The organism is Pseudoalteromonas sp. Hal040 (genome assembly GCF_037162425.1).
In the GTDB taxonomy this organism is placed as follows: Bacteria; Pseudomonadota; Gammaproteobacteria; order Enterobacterales; family Alteromonadaceae; genus Pseudoalteromonas; species Pseudoalteromonas gelatinilytica.
The window spans coordinates 1,146,758-1,164,420 of record NZ_JARLUU010000001.1 but is presented as its reverse complement, the minus strand read 5'-3'; the positions used below and the strand labels follow the sequence as shown (position 1 = coordinate 1,164,420).

The 17,663-nt window shown below is 40.6% G+C and carries 16 protein-coding genes and 2 pseudogenes; 9 read left to right on the top strand and 9 right to left on the bottom strand.

The annotated features are described in order from the left end of the window. Positions 1-73: 73 nt before the first annotated feature. The gene (locus tag P4S60_RS05155) at positions 74-1,426 is read left to right on the top strand and encodes a sodium-dependent transporter (RefSeq protein ID WP_337115242.1); all 1,353 of its coding nucleotides are present in this window, start codon (positions 74-76) and stop codon (positions 1,424-1,426) included. A 31-nt stretch (positions 1,427-1,457) separates the two neighbouring features. Here P4S60_RS05155 and P4S60_RS05150 read toward each other — a convergent pair whose 3' ends face one another. Further along, positions 1,458-1,898: a GNAT family N-acetyltransferase gene (locus tag P4S60_RS05150; RefSeq protein ID WP_442961497.1), complete on the bottom strand. Its 441-nt coding sequence runs from the start codon at positions 1,896-1,898 to the stop codon at positions 1,458-1,460. 66 nt (positions 1,899-1,964) lie between these two features. Further along, positions 1,965-2,708 carry a sporulation protein gene (locus P4S60_RS05145; RefSeq protein WP_337115240.1) on the bottom strand — a complete coding sequence of 248 codons (744 nt, stop codon included), beginning with the start codon at positions 2,706-2,708 and terminating at the stop codon, positions 1,965-1,967. 221 nt (positions 2,709-2,929) lie between these two features. Between P4S60_RS05145 and P4S60_RS05140 the strand changes: the two genes are divergently transcribed. The 3 genes from P4S60_RS05140 (at position 2,930) to P4S60_RS05130 (ending at position 5,419) form a co-directional block, all read left to right on the top strand. Continuing rightward, complete coding sequence (locus P4S60_RS05140; RefSeq protein WP_337115239.1) at positions 2,930-4,501, top strand: cation:proton antiporter family protein; 1,572 nt, start codon at positions 2,930-2,932, stop codon at positions 4,499-4,501. A gap of 283 nt (positions 4,502-4,784) precedes the next feature. Next, positions 4,785-5,066: a hypothetical protein gene (locus P4S60_RS05135; protein ID WP_063700098.1), complete on the top strand. Its 282-nt coding sequence runs from the start codon at positions 4,785-4,787 to the stop codon at positions 5,064-5,066. A gap of 137 nt (positions 5,067-5,203) precedes the next feature. After that, positions 5,204-5,419 (top strand): DUF3820 family protein, encoded by a 216-nt coding sequence (locus P4S60_RS05130; protein ID WP_062564309.1) that lies wholly within the window; start codon positions 5,204-5,206, stop codon positions 5,417-5,419. A gap of 112 nt (positions 5,420-5,531) precedes the next feature. Here the strand turns inward: P4S60_RS05130 and P4S60_RS05125 are convergent. The 6 genes and pseudogenes from P4S60_RS05125 to ilvY all read right to left on the bottom strand — a co-directional run bounded on the left by P4S60_RS05125 (position 5,532) and on the right by ilvY (position 11,038). Next, a pseudogene (locus tag P4S60_RS05125) lies at positions 5,532-6,777 on the bottom strand (ATP-binding protein). Between the two features lie 6 nt (positions 6,778-6,783). Continuing rightward, the gene (locus tag P4S60_RS05120) at positions 6,784-7,476 is read right to left on the bottom strand and encodes a response regulator (protein WP_063700102.1); all 693 of its coding nucleotides are present in this window, start codon (positions 7,474-7,476) and stop codon (positions 6,784-6,786) included. Between the two features lie 14 nt (positions 7,477-7,490). After that, complete coding sequence (locus P4S60_RS05115; RefSeq protein ID WP_337115238.1) at positions 7,491-7,877, bottom strand: DUF3019 domain-containing protein; 387 nt, start codon at positions 7,875-7,877, stop codon at positions 7,491-7,493. A gap of 1 nt (position 7,878) precedes the next feature. Further along, positions 7,879-8,712: a MipA/OmpV family protein gene (locus tag P4S60_RS05110; protein WP_337116825.1), complete on the bottom strand. Its 834-nt coding sequence runs from the start codon at positions 8,710-8,712 to the stop codon at positions 7,879-7,881. A 168-nt stretch (positions 8,713-8,880) separates the two neighbouring features. Next, a pseudogene (locus P4S60_RS05105) lies at positions 8,881-9,434 on the bottom strand (GGDEF domain-containing protein). Between the two features lie 701 nt (positions 9,435-10,135). Next, on the bottom strand, positions 10,136-11,038 hold the full coding sequence (gene ilvY, locus P4S60_RS05100) for an HTH-type transcriptional activator IlvY (protein ID WP_337115237.1): 903 nt from the start codon (positions 11,036-11,038) through the stop codon (positions 10,136-10,138). A gap of 146 nt (positions 11,039-11,184) precedes the next feature. On the opposite strand from ilvY, the gene ilvC reads away from it, so the two are divergent. The 4 genes from ilvC to P4S60_RS05080 all read left to right on the top strand — a co-directional run bounded on the left by ilvC (position 11,185) and on the right by P4S60_RS05080 (position 16,836). Further along, on the top strand, positions 11,185-12,657 hold the full coding sequence (gene ilvC / locus P4S60_RS05095) for a ketol-acid reductoisomerase (RefSeq protein WP_063700109.1): 1,473 nt from the start codon (positions 11,185-11,187) through the stop codon (positions 12,655-12,657). A gap of 143 nt (positions 12,658-12,800) precedes the next feature. Beyond that, positions 12,801-14,714, top strand: coding sequence for a methyl-accepting chemotaxis protein (locus P4S60_RS05090; protein WP_337115236.1), 1,914 nt, complete (start codon positions 12,801-12,803; stop codon positions 14,712-14,714). A gap of 84 nt (positions 14,715-14,798) precedes the next feature. Continuing rightward, positions 14,799-15,983, top strand: a complete 1,185-nt coding sequence (locus P4S60_RS05085; RefSeq protein ID WP_337115235.1) for a tetratricopeptide repeat protein — start codon at positions 14,799-14,801, stop codon at positions 15,981-15,983. Beyond that, a complete protein-coding gene (locus tag P4S60_RS05080) occupies positions 15,925-16,836 on the top strand; it encodes a M28 family peptidase (RefSeq protein ID WP_337115234.1) in 912 nt (303 codons plus the stop codon). Before P4S60_RS05085 ends, P4S60_RS05080 begins: the two co-directional genes overlap by 59 nt. On the opposite strand, the gene P4S60_RS05075 is transcribed toward P4S60_RS05080, so the two are convergent. Continuing rightward, entirely contained in the window at positions 16,837-17,154 is a 318-nt protein-coding gene (locus P4S60_RS05075) for a GIY-YIG nuclease family protein (RefSeq protein ID WP_119852111.1), read from the bottom strand. A 117-nt stretch (positions 17,155-17,271) separates the two neighbouring features. On the opposite strand from P4S60_RS05075, the gene P4S60_RS05070 reads away from it, so the two are divergent. Beyond that, the gene (locus tag P4S60_RS05070; protein WP_063700119.1) at positions 17,272-17,634 is read left to right on the top strand and encodes an outer membrane protein assembly factor BamE; all 363 of its coding nucleotides are present in this window, start codon (positions 17,272-17,274) and stop codon (positions 17,632-17,634) included. Positions 17,635-17,663: the final 29 nt, after the last annotated feature.

The window sequence follows — 17,663 nt, the reverse complement described above, 5'->3', positions numbered from 1 at the left end:
GATTAACCCTTTTTATTTAGTGTTAATTCAAGTAGATTGTCAGCGCCGTCACAAATAGAGAAGTAACAATAATATGAGCGCATCACGTGGGGAGTTCAGCTCCCGCTTTGGATTTATTATGGCTGCAGCAGGCTCTGCTGTTGGCTTAGGAAATATTTGGGGTTTCCCAACGCAAACTGCAAGTAATGGCGGTGCCGCATTTTTAGTGGCTTATTTAGTGTTAGCATTTTGTCTTGCTTATCCTGCTTTAATGGCTGAGTTAGTAATTGGTCGTCATGGTCAAGCTAATGCCGTCACTTCACTTCGAAAAGTAACAAATCAAGCATGGCAAAAGAAGTTTGCCTTCATGGTAGGTTTTGGCGGTATTATTTGTGCGGGTTTAATTTTAAGCTTCTATGCTATCGTCGCAGGCTGGATGCTGAGTGCGACACTCGAACCCGTTGCGCAATTAGCGGGGCAAGAGCAAGCTGGCACTTGGCTTAGTGAGCAGTCACTATCAAGAAATCTAATATTTACTGCCGCATTTATTATTTTAACCGTTGCAATTATCTCTAAAGGCGTCGAAAACGGCATTGAAAAATGGTCTAAGCGCTTAATGCCTGCCCTGTTAGGCATTTTATTTATGCTAATCATCTATGTAATGACTCAAGATGGCGCAATGGAAGGCTTAAAAGCGTATTTAGTGCCAGACTTTTCATCGATTTTAAACCCTGAGTTATTAGTGAATGCGTTAGGACAAGCATTTTTCTCATTATCGCTTGGTACTAGCGTAATGATCATCTACGGCTCATACATTAGCAAAAAAGAAAACCTAGTATCACTAGGTGCTTATGTGACTTTAATCGATGTGTTCATTGCCTTTGTAGCCGGTTTACTTATTATTCCTGCAATGTATGTAGCACAGGCACAAGGCGTACAAATTTTTTCCGCCGAGGGTGCACTACTTTCTGAAGATACGCTTGTATTCCAAGTACTACCGGCGCTTTTCACTAGCATGGGCAATGTTGGTATTTTTGTTGGTTTTGCTTTTTTCGCGTTAATGAGTATTGCAGCGTTAACCTCATCAATTTCGATGCTAGAAGCACCCGTTTCTTATGCTGTTGAGCGTTTTGCGCTAAAGCGTGTACAAGCGACTTGGATCATTGGCGGTATTATTGCCCTGATTAGTTTTACAATTGTCTTTAACTTAGGCACGCTATTTGGTTTTGTGATCACTTTAACTACTAAGATTGGACAACCTGTTCTTGGCTTGATGTGCTGTATTTTCGTTGGTTGGATTTGGCATCGCGCGTCGTTACTAAAAGAAATTCAACAAGGATGCCCGGAAGCTGCAAATAGTTTCTTCTGGAAAGTATGGCCATGGTATATCAAGTTTATTTGCCCACTAGCCATTTCGCTCGTATTTGCTAACTCTCTGTTAAGCTAAAAAATGTTTATGTTTGAAGTGGCCATTTAGGCTACTTCAAACACATATCTTGATGTGGAATGCCATCTTCTAGGTAATCATCGCCCACATTTTCAAAACCAAATTGCTGATAAAACCCTGTTAAATAACACTGAGCACCAATCATAATCGCTTTGTCAGGCCAATGCTCTTTACATGTATCTATCGCGGTTTGCACCAGCTTGGTTGCGAGTCCTTCACCACGAAATTGCTCTGCAACCAACACTCGACCAAATGCGCTAAATTGCTCATTCTTTTTATAACATCGTGCATAGACTGCCACCTGCTGACCTTTAAACAAGAACACGTGTTGGGTCTGCGCATTGTTATCCACTTCGTCAATTTCTGGGTAAGGGCAAGTTTGCTCTACCACAAATACATCAACCCGCACTCGTAAAATGGCAAATAACTCATCTTTACTGAGTTCGTTATAACTTTTAATAGAAAACATAATGCTCCTTAATGAAGACAAAAAACCCAGCCGTAGCTGGGTTTTAACTCGCTATTCAGTCGTTAGCCTTTAAGCAAATAATCGTTCTAGCTGATCACACAGCTGCGATAGATTTACATGATCATGCTCAATGGTTAAATCGACGTAACCATCCCCTCTAAAGGCACGATCAAGCTCAATGAGTACATGGGTTTTATGCGCTTCAGGCACAAACGACAACTCTATCTCTTGTAAGCCAAACAGGCTTCGGCTATTTGGACGATACTCAAGCTCTTGATAACAACCCGAATGTGACTGGAATGTCGGCGCTCTTAAGAAGCCTTTTTCAACATCCGCTTTGACTAAGCTAAAGCCAAGTCTATCCATCGCTTCCATTAACGTGCTCACGGCATCATTAGGATAAATGTGAAGTGCATCACGATCAGTGGGATCAAGGGCTAAATCAATATCTAGGCCTGTTTCAAGCCACACATGTGATTGGTTATAACCAGCGTTAATTTCGGTGATCGGTGTTTCTGAATGCAGTCGCGCTTCAAATGGAATATGTTTTTCAGCACCTGCTGCAATCGTGCCGATATCTGTAATTCGCCACTTCTCAATCACATGGTTTGTAAAGTACTCACCATCTTCACTTTCAACTTTAACACGCGTCATCAGTGCTAAGTCTAAACCCGATATGTCTTGATCAACATCGCCGCCTTTAATAACAATAACGGCATTAAATTTTTGACCCGGTTGTAAATGCTCTGTCTCAAGTACAGTGTCAACTTTTGCTGCACCAATACCTACTGATGCAAGGATTTTCTTAAACATCTTTTCTCCTTAAGCCAGCTTCTAACCTATGGCTTAAATTCCTTTGTTAATGCATCTTAACCACAATTAAAAGCTAATGTCAGCGAAAAAATGATGCTTTTGGTGGATTAATCAATAAATCATGTATAAGTGCTTATTTTTTGAACTCTTACTGTCTGATATTGTTTTCCAACAACAAATATTTCGCTACACTTCTAGCAAATGAAGTCAAAAGAAAAACTATGGAACTAATTTACTTTGCTACCGCGTTCGTTTGTGGTTTTGCTGTTTACCAGCTAAAGCTGCCTCCTCTTATCGGCTTTTTATTAGCAGGTTTTGCACTCAACCTATATGGATATAAGACAACCGAGCTGCTAAATACGTTGGCAAGCTTGGGTGTTACTTTGTTATTGTTCAGCATTGGTCTTAAGCTCAAAGTATCTAATTTAATGAAACCACAAGTTTGGGCGCCCGCCTCAATGCATATTGTTTTAAGCAGTACGCTCTTTAGTGGTTTTATGTTGTTGCTAGGAGCCCTTGCACTGCCTTTATTTAACGAACTTAGTTGGCAAAGTGCATTGTTAGTCGGTTTTGCATTTAGCTTCTCAAGCACCGTTTTTGCTGTAAAAGTACTTGAAGAACGCGGTGAAATGGCAAGCCTCCATGGTAAAATCGCCATTGGTATCTTAGTTATGCAAGATATCTTTGCCGTCATATTCCTAGCCATCAGTACTGGTAAAGCCCCGAACATTTGGGCTTTGGCATTATTGGTTGGTTTACCTATTTTACGCCCTGTGATGTTTTGGGTATTAAATCGCTCAAAGCACGGTGAGTTATTGCCCCTGTTTGGCTTTTTCTTTGCGCTAATTATTGGTTATCAAGCCTTCGAGTTTGCAGGCCTTAAAGGTGATTTAGGTGCGTTGATCATCGGTATGATGTTCGCGTCGCATAAAAAAGCCGGTGAGCTATCAAAATCACTGCTTAATTTAAAAGACGTATTACTTGTTGGTTTTTTCTTAAATATTGGTTTGAATGCAGAGCTGACCAGCAACGCTGTGATTGTTGCACTCATCGTAATTTTAGTCTTGCCATTAAAAGTTGCACTTTATTATGTGCTGACAAACGCTTTCAAATTGCGTGCTCGTACTTCACTATTAAGCGCGTTTAGCTTAGCTAATTACAGTGAATTTGGCTTGATTGTCTGCGCTGTTGCAGCCACTAGCAATCTAATCACGTCTGAATGGCTCGCTGTTATGGCTATCGCTGTGTCAATCACCTTTATACTCGCATCACCTTTAAATAAACGCTCGAATGAAGTGTATGTAAAAATTGAACATTGGTTGCTTAAATTTGAAAGTAACAGCCGTCTTGCAGAAGAGCTGCCGGTAAATCTAAATGACACTAAAATCGTTATATTTGGTATGGGCCGCATTGGTACGGGTGCCTATGAAACAATCAGTCAAACACACCCAAATCTCGTTGCGGGCATTGATATCAAGCCAGATGTGGTTGAAAAACACATAAAACGTGGCCGCCGAGTGTTACTAGCCGATGCCACTGACCCAGACTTTTGGCAGCGAGTGAATCACTCCCATGTGGGTATGGTGATGCTTGCTATGCCAAAGCATATGCAAAATATATTTGCGTTGGAACAACTTCGAGCTTCAGGCTATCAAGGTCAGGTTACAGCTATTGCAAACTACCCAGATCAGCAAAAAGAACTAGAAGATATGGGGGTTGATTCCACATATAACTTCTATTTAGAAGCTGGTAGCGGCTTCGCAGAGCATGTAAAACAAAAACTTTTCTCTTAATGTAAAAAATAATTCTCGGTACCTTTTCATGGTACTGAGAATTATTTTCACTGTATTCAGTTAGTTGGCTAACTTGTTTTCTTAGCAAATCAAATCAGTCCCTCTATTGGGTCAAGCTTATTTACAAAGCTTTACATCCAGATTAGCAATCAGGCTAAAAAAAGAGTAGAATTAATTTCAAGATGCTTAGCTAAGTATCTATTTTTAACACAAAAAAGTTTAACAGTGTTGTTGTACCGCTGTTTATTTCACAGCACTTGTTAGATGGATTGAGGTTGTTTAAATGAAAAATAAGTTTACCAACGAGTTTTTAGCAAACACGGATGATGCACGTACCGGGAAACTTTCAGATATTCAGCAGCAACTTGATGAGTTACAAAAGAATGGCATGACTGCAATGGATATCAGAACGGTGCTGTTCAACAAGATGCTCGATGTATATCAAGTACCAAGTGATCATTTTCTTCGTGACAGTGAAACACCTGAGCGAATTGACGACCCGACTATCGTCGTTAAGCTAAAACAGCTTGGCTTTACGAAAAAGCGTCGTTACCAACTACACTAAACTGCTGTAATCGATTTAGTGGTTGTAATTTAGAGGGCCTACATCCCTCACTAAATAGGCTGTTTCTTGCCCGTCACAGCCTATTTTCTCTCCCCTTTTACCGTATTATCTGACTTTAAAATTTCTTTGAGATAAAGATGGATACAGCTCAACTCAAACGCGCCATAAATACCAAGATGCCATTTGGAAAATACGCTGGTCGCCCTTTATTGTTGCTCCCTGAACCTTATTTAGTGTGGTTTAAACAACAAGGATTTCCTGATTCTCAGTTAGGTGCACAACTGGCGATGATGTATGAAGTGAAGCTCAACGGTCTCGAAAAAATGCTGATGCCATTATTAGATGAAAAATAATTAAACTTTTTTCGAACTTTTATATTTAAGTGCGGTCTATTACTTTGCTACTTGTTTATTTTTGGTTTTAATCTTTAAAAAGCGCCCTAGGCGCTTTTTTTATGCCTGCAATTTATAGCGAGTTACTTTTAAACAAATGAATAGTAAATTTAGCTCCACCTAATGGTGAGTCACACACCTCAGACTGCCCTTGATGCCAGCTAACAATTTTAGCGACAATGGCAAGCCCTAATCCAAAGCCGCCGGTTTTCTTATCACGACTTTTATCTAGGCGAGTGAATGGCTTAAAAATACTTTGCCACTCAGATTTCGCGATCCCAGGACCATCGTCTTCAACACTTATTTGTATCGAATCACCCAACTCTTCAAGGCTAACATTAATTTTATGATTTGCGTATTTTTGTGCATTACCTAATAGGTTTTGAATACAACGCGCCATAAAATGCTCGTCACACTCGTAGTAAAGCTGCTTAGGAGCACTCACTGCGACCTCTATATCTGTAGCAAACTCAAGTTTATTAACCACACTGTTAATAAGCGCTGTCAGGTCACAGGAACGGGGCTTTAAGCTTGGTTGGTGTGAATCAAGTCGCGCGTATTCAAGCATTTCTGACACCAGTGCTTCAAGCTCTGCAATATCTGCCTGCATGTTATCAATGTAAGTGTAGGATTTTTCATTCTCGATTTGCTCTTCAAGCATCGCAACAGCGAACTTTAAACGCGCAAGGGGTTCTAAATTCATGCGAAACGGAAGAAGTCAGCTCTTGCTGCGCTGCCAGAAGGTATTGAATGCGCTCTTGCATCGCGTTGAGTGTATCCGTAATCGGCAGAAAAAATGATTTAGAGGCATCGTGAAGTTCAAAGTCTTGTGCCCCTCCTACTGCCTCACAAGCAAGAGTAAGTTTATTAAAATCGCGCCACAGCAATAGGCTCCACAGCCCAATTGGCACGCCAATCACGGTCAATAACAAGAAGTAGGGCCAAACAGAGCTAAAATTAGGATTGGCTACAGACAAAGGGCCTACATGTAAAAGCTGAGTGTCATTAAGAGCTATGTACCAAACCACTTTTTGCTCTTGATTAAACAAATACAGGTAATGGTCATTGTTGAGCTGTGTTTTTAGGTCATCAGGGAGTGCTAGATCAGTGAGATTTATGATCTCACTTGCAAATTCTTGCTGAAGTTTTGCTAAGCCATTTTCAGTTTGGCTTAATAACCACAGAGATTTACCAAATTCTTGGTCAAGGGCTATTTGTTGTTGGGTTTCTTCGTAGGGCCATAACTGCTCTATGACCCCACTAACAAGAAACAGAGAAACTATTATATAAAGATATAAGCTAGCAAATAGTTTCCCCATTAATAATTACATATCCCAAGCGTCAGATACGAAAAGGTAACCTTGTCCCCAAACTGTTTTAATTCGATATGGCTTATCACTGTTATCACCTAATTTCTTACGGATACGTGATACACGTACGTCAACGGTTCGGTCTAAACCATCATACTGACGACCAATCATATGTTGATGAACATGCTCACGACTTAACACTTCACCTGCATTTGACGCAAGCAACCAAAGCAGCTCAAACTCATGAGAAGTCAGTGTAATTTCATTACCTTTAAGTGTAACAATGCGGCTGGTTTTATCAATGCTTAAATCACCAAAGCTCAGCTCTTCAGGTGCTTTAGTGCTAGCCTGTCCACGGCGTAACAACGCATTAATGCGCGCTAATAAAACGCGTGGTTCAGCAGGCTTAATAACATAATCATCTGCTCCGAGTTCTAGGCCAATCACTTGGTCAAAGTCCTCACCTTTGGCTGTCAGCATTAAGATAGGTAAGCTAAATTTGTCACGTACCTGACGGCAAACACTAAAGCCATCTTTACCCGGTAACATGACATCTAAAATCATTAAATCAACTGGGTTGTTTTCTAGGTATTCAAATACTTCGTCGCCGCGTTCAAGGACCGCAACATCCAACCCATTATGTTGAAGGTAATCACGTGTTAACTGCTGTAAGCCGAGATCATCTTCAACAAGTAAAATCTTTGCCATTGGTTGCTCCTGAATTAAAAAAAGCTCCACGGTGAGCGTAACCTACGCCTCGTTGTTTTTGCTTCGGTGCTTTGCACTTCGACTTTTGCGGTCGCAATTTTGCTCCCCGTGTGCGGATTGACTAAGGAGTATATTGTTTCAACCTGAACCCGCGCTTTATGGCTGTATAGCCCTTTTTTGCTGTCGTTCCAGCATTGAATTTGTTGGTTATTTTGAAACAAACACACATCTTGAGGCAGCTGTGATTGCCAGCTGATTTTTAACTCAAGATCACAAAATTCGTGCTGTTGTAATACAACACACACTTTTGGCGTGATATCAAACTGAGTCGCTTGCGCATGGCTTGGGGTAGCCCAAATAACAGCAGCAAACACACACAGACTAAAAACAAAATACTTCATATTAAAAAATATGATTGAATCCTATAAATGCAGTCATCGAGTACGTGTGTTCAAAAAGCGGACTGTCATCCACGGCTGAGTAGTCATAATATGCTAAATGAAAACGAAGAGAATTAGCCTCACTCAGGGGCCAACGGGCGTCGATTTTAGCATAAGGTTGCCAGCTACTGCCAACATCTATTTCCCCATATGAGGACTCTTTAGCCGATAAACCATAAAAATAATCATTTAGTCTGGCTGATTTGTACCAAACCCCTAGGCTAGGTGCGACAGATAGGTTTCCTATTCGATGATGTGACTGCCATTGTAAGGCACTACGAAGACCTTTATAAACGCCCGAAACATCGGCTAATGCCTGTAAAGAGATCACATGATTATTATGAATATAGTGATAGCTTAAGCCAGCATCTAATGCCCAGCGCCTTTTTTTAATATCGTTCGTCGATACCGACTTTTCTGCCAGTTCATTACTGGTGGTCGATTCAACAATAAAGCTATTCGATGTTTGCAGTGCAAAAACATTGCTTGGGTGAAAATCAATAAAGAAGCGAGTCTCAGGGTTGAACTCGGTAACGAAATTAACAACATGAGTATCACTTTCTTGGAATGAATAGCCTAAACGGCCATTATCAAAGAACCATTTTTCACCATAAAAAGCGATTTCAGGCAGTACGATTAAAGGTAAGTTATCACCTCCATGAAGGGGATTCGTGATCACCCCTGCTCCCGTATTAATACTTAGGTGCCACTGCTGGGTATCAATCTGTTGATTTGCCACACGGCTTTCACGTTCAGTGCGCGTTGAATCATCAGCGCTTGCTTGACTCAATAGCATGCCAAACAAGGCATACACCACTACGCACATCCTGATCGTTTGAGATTTCATTGTTATTGTACGACCAAAGAGATTTCTGCAATAAGAACATAATACCAAGATGTGAACAAACTGTCGTTGCAAGGTTACAACTATTCACAAATTTGATACATATATCGATTAAGTTTGTTACTCTTCGACGATTTCTATGCGATTTCTGCCATGCTCTTTGGCTAAATAGAGCGCTTTATCAGCTTTTGCTATGAGTTGTTCTGGGTTACTATTTTTAGCTTTTATCGCAATACCAAAACTGGCAGTTACTTGGCTTAACACCTTGTTAGATTTAGGATCTTTGATTTGTAATTTGGTTACAGCTTGACGTAGTTGTTGAGTGAAGTTGGTCATATCACTGATGCTTGCAAACTGCGCGGTGAAGCAAAACTCTTCCCCCCATAACGATAAGCTTGACCGACACTTGAGACATGTTTAAGGAGTTTTGCAGACACTGCACGCAAAACTTGGTCTCCTTTTTGATGGCCAAATGTATCGTTAAATTGTTTAAAATGATCGATATCAACCATAGTAAGGACAGCGACTTCAGCTAAGTCATTGGTTTGGCAAAACCGCGTGATATCTTCATCAAATTTACCGCGGTTATAAAGCCCTGTCAGAGGGTCTTTTTCTGCCTTACTTCGTGACCTAACAAGCTCTTGTTTTAGTTCTGTAATTTCAGAGTAAGCCATCGCAAGCTGATTTTGAAAATCCTGAGCTCGACTTTGCAGTGCCGCCGATTCATCGCTTAAGCGCTCAACACAATCCAGCACATCATCAAAACCACTCTCTTGGCTGATGTCTGCTTTATTTAACGTTTCACGGCACTCTTGTAGAGCCTGATTAAATTCAGCGGAATAAGCTAGCGCCTCATTGATATCTTGGTGCACTTTACCCACCACATCGTTAAAACCGCTAGAGAGTTGATAAAACAGATTTAGATCGTCTTTGGAAAGGTATTTATTGAAAAGTCGCTTCGCTTGCTCATGATCACAAGTTTTATATTTTTTAATAATACTATCAAGCTCTTTATTTAAGTCTTGATTTTTTTCACTCACATAGCAATACCAAAGCGCGTAATTGAGCGGTGTAATTGGCATTTTGTACTTTACCATTAGAGGAATTGCGAGCTTCAAACAATGGCTCGAGTAGCTTAAAGAATGGTCGGCTTGCGCTGTGAGTATCATGAGTCTAGGCCATGAAAATTTTATTATTTTAAAATACGGTATCAACCCCTTTAAAAAAATCAATGAAAAAGGATTTTGCAAATGCAAAACCAGCAAAAACCACGAACTTTTTTTACAAAAACCAATACTAAATACCTAAACGGAATTAGGATATTTGTATCAATATAATATTGTTCACAATAAAGTAGTGGTTACGAGAAAGTAAGTTAAATCGCTTGCTGAGTAAGCGATTGAGCAATACTCCAAATTGCATTGAGTGCCGGATCGTGGCGCTCTTTATTAAGAACAGCGAGGCCAATTTCGAAACCCGTAATCGTCTGCTCTGCATCACTGACTATTTGTACTTTATCTTTAAGTGGGCTGTTATCCAGTACAATTTTTGGCACCATGGCAATACCTAAGCCCAAGCTCACCATAGAAACCATGGCTTCATGGCCTGCAACCTGTGCGTAAATTCGACCGTGAATATTTTTTTTACGCCACCATTGCTCAAGCCGCTGCCTTGATAAACCTTGCTCTGCAACAATAAATTCTAAATCTGACCAATCAATTGGCTCACTTGCTGAAAGCTTATCGCTAATTGGGCAAGCAATTTTGGGTGCAATCAAAACCAAAGGCGAATAGCCAATACTGGTGAACGCTATTTGCCCAGGTAACTTAATAGGTTTTGCGGCAATCGCCATCGCTTCATGACCATCTAATACGCGGTTTATGGCAAGAGCAGGATCACCGGTATTGAGGGTAATCTCTATATGTGGGTGCTGCATTCGCAGTTGCTCGAGTATTTGATGCAAAAAGCTATATGAGGCTGTCACGGAGCAATAAATACTGACATTGCCATAAATATGTTGTTGCGGCTCTTGTACATTTGCTTTGAAACGATGCCAGTTAGCGAGCGTCGCATTGGCGTATTCAATAAATGACTCTCCCTCACGAGTTAATTTAACCGTACGATTATCACGATTGAACAGTACTACCCCAACCTCTTCTTCGAGTTGTTTGATGTTACGGCTCAAGGTTGGCGCACTGATATGGCAAAGCTCACTCGCTCTGGCAAAGTGCGGCGTCTTAGCTAATGCTAAAAAATAATTAAGATGTTTATGATCCATTTGGCCACCATTTCACTTTATGAAATACTTTAATTCAAATATATCATTTTACGCAAGGTTAAAAATTGCATAGTGTTAACACATACAAAGAACACTACGTCGGTTCTTTGATTTTCTAACAAACTTGTATTTATAGGACACTAACAATGGCGAATTATTTTAATACTCTTCCTTTAAGAGAGCAGTTAGCGCAATTAGCGCAATGTGAATTCATGGACCCATCAGAATTTGCTGATGGCGTAGATGCTTTAAAAGGGAAAAAACTCGTTATTGTCGGTTGTGGCGCACAAGGCCTTAACCAAGGTTTAAATTTACGTGACTCAGGCTTAGATGTTTCTTACACATTACGTGAATCAGCGATTGCTGAGCGTCGTCAATCTTTCTTAAACGCATCTGAAAATGGTTTTACCGTAGGCACTTATGAAGAGCTTATCCCAACAGCAGATGTAGTATTAAACCTAACACCTGATAAACAACATACGGCTGTTGTTAATGCTATCATGCCGTTAATGAAACAAGGCGCAACACTTGCTTATTCGCACGGTTTCAACATTGTTGAAGAAGGCATGCAGATCCGTGAAGACTTAACAGTGATCATGGTTGCACCTAAGTGCCCTGGTTCAGAAGTACGTGAAGAATACAAACGTGGCTTTGGTGTACCAACATTAATTGCTGTTCACCCAGAAAACGACCCTCAAGGTCATGGTTTAGCGCAAGCGAAAGCATATGCAGCAGGTACCGGTGGCCATCGTGCGGGTGTACTAAAATCATCATTTATTGCAGAAGTTAAATCTGACTTAATGGGTGAGCAAACGATTCTATGTGGCATGTTACAAACAGGCTCACTACTTTGCTTTGATAAAATGGTCGAAAAAGGCATTGATGCAAGTTACGCGTCAAAACTAATCCAATATGGTTGGGAAGTGATCACTGAAGCACTTAAGTACGGTGGTGTAACTAACATGCTTGACCGTTTATCAAACCCAGCAAAAGTGAAAGCATTTGAATTAAGTGAAGAGCTTAAAACAATAATGCGCCCACTTTATAACAAGCATATGGACGATATCATCAGCGGCGAATTCTCACGCGGTATGATGGCTGACTGGGCTGAAGATGACGCAAAATTACTAGCATGGCGCGCAGAAACAGCTGAAACTGCATTCGAAAAGCAACAAAATACTGACCAAGAAATCAGCGAGCAAGCATTCTTCGACCAAGGTATTTTAATGGTTGCCATGGTTAAAGCAGGTGTTGAACTTGCATTCGAAACCATGACTGCAGCAGGTATCATCGCTGAATCTGCTTACTATGAATCACTTCACGAAACGCCGCTTATCGCAAACACTATTGCGCGTAAGAAGCTTTTCGAAATGAACCGAACTATTTCAGATACTGCAGAGTATGGCTGTTACTTATACAACCACGCGTGTTTACCGCTTCTACAAGACTTTATGAAAGACATCGACACTGATGTGATTGGTAAAGGCCTCGATAGTGCTAGCAACCAAGTTGATAACCAAACCTTGATTGCCGTGAATAAAGCACTACGCGAGCACCCGGTTGAAATCATTGGTAGCAAGCTACGTGGTTACATGTCAGCAATGAAGAAAATTGTTTAACCCTGGAAAGTAAGTTTCGCTTGTTAGAAACCAAGCCCAATTGCTTATATGCTTTGGGCTTTTTTTTGTCCCTACATTGATTCGTCATCTATAAAGTGTATGCTAAAATTACTGACTTAAATGTTGTAAACTAAGACACTTTCATGGCGTTAAATCAACTCACCATTACTAAAAAAATTACACTGCTTGGCAGTTCAATTGCGCTCATTGTTGCTGCGTTAATCGGCGCAACAGCGATATACAGTGCAAAACAAATCATCGAACAACGAATGATTGAATCTGAGCTACCTAGCAAACTTCAAGCAATTGTTAACTATATTACTCACGATATAAATCAAATGATCAGTGCAGCTGAGCAACTCTCTAGTAACGAATTTGTATTAGAGTGGGCGCGTTCAGGCAATAATGATGATAAAACACTGCTAAAAGAGCTTAACCGACTTGTTAAGCAATACGATTTAGCAACTGCTTCGTGGGCTAATCGTGAAACGGCACAATATTGGAACCAAGACGGCTTCTTACGTGTTTTAACGCAAGAGCAAGATGGCTGGTTTTTTGCGTTTACCAAAACTGCGCAGCCTTTTTCTATCAGTATTTATCAAGAATCACCCACTGATGTAAAAATGTTTGTTAACCACCAGCAAACTAACGGCATTGGTTTAGCAGGTCTTGCTAAAAGCATTGACGATATGCAGGCCATGCTAAAACGCTTTCAAATTGAAAAAACAGGCTTTGTATTTGTTGCAGACAAAAACGGGCTAATTCAACTTCATAAAGACGAGAACAAAGTCGCTAAAGCTAAATTGGATGACGTTTATAAAACAGGCATCACGCGTACACTGCTAACGCAAAGCGACTTCAATTTACAAGAAATTGATCTTAATGGTGAAGCAACCTTAGTGGCAGCAAGCCCAATTCAAAACACTGATTTATTTGTTATTGCCCAAGTACCTAAGCATGAAGTGTTTTCGAGTATCCAAGTTTTACAATGGCAAATTATTAGCTTTGCAATCGTCATTGCGCTGATCGCAAGCTTTGCCGGTTTAGTGCTTGCACGCACGCTTTCATCGCCACTGTCGAAAATGGCTGAGTTATTTACGCGTTTAGGTTCAGGTGATGCAAACTTAGCATATCGTTTACCTGCTTCCGAGCAGCCTGAACTTGCTAACTTATCTGCAGGCTTTAACCAATTTATCTCTAAGATTGAAACTGCAATCAGCCAAGTTGCCCAAGAAAGTAGTGAAATCCGACAAAGTGCAGCGCATGTATTTAAACAAGCACAGAAGAACTCTGAAGCGCTAGATAATCAAAAAGAGCAAACTATCTCGGTTGCCGCGGCGATTAATGAAATGGGTGCGACAGTGCAAGAAATTGCCTCAAGCGCGACGAACACGGCTAAACTCACGGAGAATAGTAAGCAGAACACTGAACAAAGCCATACTCAGGTAACGCAAAGTAAAGAAGCAATTATTGAGCTGGCATGTGATATCGATAATATCACCGAGCAAGTAAACGAGCTGGCAAACAAAACGCAAGCTATTGCTAGTATCGTTGACTCTATCCGAGGGATTTCTGAGCAAACTAATCTATTAGCACTTAATGCGGCGATTGAGTCTGCTCGTGCCGGTGAGCATGGTCGAGGCTTTGCTGTTGTCGCAGATGAAGTAAGAGCACTTGCAAATCGCACGTCACAGTCAACAACTGAAATTCAAACCATGATCAGTGAGCTAACGAACACGTCTGATTTAGTGGTTAATCACATCAACCACTCGAAATCGCAAGCTCAATTGAGTGTTGATGCAATGCAAAGTTCAGTTGAATTGCTCAATGCCATCAACGATGCTGCTAATGAAATAAACGATATGGCGACATTAATAGCAACTGCTACCGAAGAGCAAAGTAACGTAGTGGCAGATGTGGGCCGTAACATTGAGCAAATAAGTGATATTAGTGACAATGTTATGCGTGAACAAATCGACAGTGAACAAGCAATCAAAGACTTAGCGAACAGTGCGCAAACCCTTGACGACCTTGTTGCTACCTTCGATAAACGCTGACACGTTTTGTAACAGTTAACACTGACCCTTTTGCATTCACGGCCTATACTTAAAAGGTATTAGGCCAAGAATTAAGAGGGTCAGATGAAATCATTTACCATCGTTTTAGTATCAAGCTTTTGCTTATTAACCGCGTGTAGTAGCACAGAAAATAAATCAGCACCTCCCCCACTAGCTTTAACGCAAAGTACTGAATTCAGTCCAATTGAGGTTGAAACTCAAGAAGAGATCTTTGCTCTGAGCGAACATGTTCGGACACAACTTGATAGTGCCTTTCCAAAAGACAGTCGGTCATTGCAAAGCACTAAGCGTTTGCTGAAGTTCCTGTTGCAAAATGGTGATGCTTCGTTGTCTTATCAATCTGGTGCTACCTTAACCGCTAGTCAAGCCTACTCAAATTTAAACGCCAATTGTTTATCGTTATCGATTTTAGCCTATAGCCTTGCTGACTACCTCGGCCTTGAAGGACAGTTTCAAAAAGTGCATATCCCAGAATATTGGGCACTTGATAATGGTTTTAATTTACTCACAGGCCATATCAACTTAAAAGTAAGTGAGGCTCAAAAGCTCGTGGTAAATAGAAAAGTCATTTACCCAGAAGAACGTTCTTTAGTGATAGACTTTGACCCTAACAGCCGCCAAGAAGCGTTTAAAACCAGCAACATCAATAAAGCCCGCATCACAGCAATGTTTTATAACAATAAAGGCGCAGCTGCGATGCTAAAACATGATTATGATACTGCTTTTAGCTATTACAAAGCGGCAGTTGATATTGATAGCAACTATTCAGGTGCATGGGGCAACCTTGGGGTATTATTCAGATTAACGAGTGACTATGAAAATGCTGAAACGGCCTACCAATACGCGATTAGTTTAGATCCAGATAACAACACCGCATTAGGCAATTTAGCAAGGCTCTATAACCTCACTGATCGCCAAGATCTCGGCCAAGCAATATTAGCCAAGCTTGATAAAAAGCGCCAAGCAAACCCCTATTATCATATTTCTTTAGGTAATGACGCCTATACAACGGCCCGTTATCAAGATGCCATTAAGCACTACAAAAAAGCCCGTGACTTAAACCCTACTCTGCATGATACTGATTTTGGTTTAGCACGTACCTATTACCAATTAGGTGACCTAAAGCTTGCTAAAAAGCACTTAACATTAGCAAACGACAAAGCAGACTTTGATCATGATAAACAGCGTTATGAAGGTAAATTACAAGCGCTTCGCTCGCATACAGCTAAGCTTACTCATTACCAGTAGTGCCCTGCTGCTTCACTGCGGGCAAGCTTTTGCCAATACAAACTTAGAGCAAGACGTCGTCACGCTAACATCAGCTCAATTTGCAGGGCGAAAAACGGCGACTCAAGGCGCTCAGTTAGCCGCTGAGTTTATTTCTGAGCGCTTTATTTCACTTGGTTACACTGTTGATGAGCAAACATTTGCTTATCAGTCAGGGCTCTTTGGCAAGGCTTTTGGGCGGAATGTTGTTGCGACCAAAAGTAGTCATTGCGAGAAGTGTGAAAAAATCATTTTTACAGCCCATTATGATCACTTAGGGCAAAAAGGAAGTCGGCTTTACCCGGGCGCCAATGACAATGCCAGCGGTGTTGCTGCTTTATTGTATTTAGCCAGTTACTTTGCAGAAAAGCCTAAGCAATATCAGTTAGTTTTTGTAGCAACCGACGCAGAAGAAAATGGCCTGCACGGTAGCGAATATTTAGTATCAACGCTTAATAAAGACGAGATAAAACTTAATATCAATTTAGATATGCTCGTTGTGAACCCACGAAAACCGCGTATTTATGCGTTTTTAGATAATCAATCATTAGCGCAATATCAAACTGACATTAAAACCCTATCGGATAAACAAATAACCTTTATGGCAACAAGTTCATCTGCAAGACTAAATCGGTTATTTGACCTCAATGTCGATTGGCGCAGAGCAAGTGATCATTATTCATTCGCTAAGGTGGGGATCCCTTACATTTACTTTGGCATAGGGCATGACAAACACCACCACCAAAGTACCGACACTACGGCGCACATGGACTTTACTTTATTTGAATCTGCAATGAAAAAAATAGCTGAATTTGTCGAAAAACTACCTAGCTAGTTACTTCGGTAGTTCAGATGTTAAAACGAACTGCTTCTTTTGCGCTTTATTGAGCTTTTTTACACTAATTTCTAATCTAGTTGCTTCACTTCGGTTGCCCACTTGTTGTTGATAGACAAGTGTTAAAGGCCCTTTTCCCTTTAAATTTTTAGCTCCTTTCCCTGCTTGATGCTGCATAAAACGCTTTTCAACATTGGTGCTGATCCCAGTGTACCAATGACCTAAACGTGTTTGCACTATATACAAATGCCACAGAGTCTCTGAATTATCGTTGTTTTTTATAGGCTGCTGTAAACTTTCTGGGTTTGTTGTGGTCAAATCTGTGCCTCGTGATTGTTAATCGCATTTCAGTAAAAACAATTACTGAAAAGGGTTTTACCTTCTGTGACTAATCGGTATCATGCAGTGTATAAAAAATAAGGATTCAAACAAATAATGCAGTCGTTTAAAACTTTTTCTTTTTGGTTAGTACTTACCCTTACTTTAAGTGCTACAGCAGGGTGTTCAAGCTGGGTTTACCGTATCAACATTCCACAAGGTAACTTCTTAGAGCAATCAGATGTAGATAAGCTACGTGTTAATATGACTCGCGAGCAAGTTCTTTACGTACTAGGAAAGCCTGTCGCTGAAGACTCTTTCGATAACAATACTTGGCATTACCTGTATGTATTTAATATCGACCGTAGTAACGAACAGCGTAAATCGCTCGTTATTAACTTTGAAAATGATAAGCTTGTTTCATTATCGGGTGATTATGAGCAACCTAGCGAATTTAATACACCGTTAGAACAAGAGTAATATTAATTCGAATTAATTAAGGGTAGCCT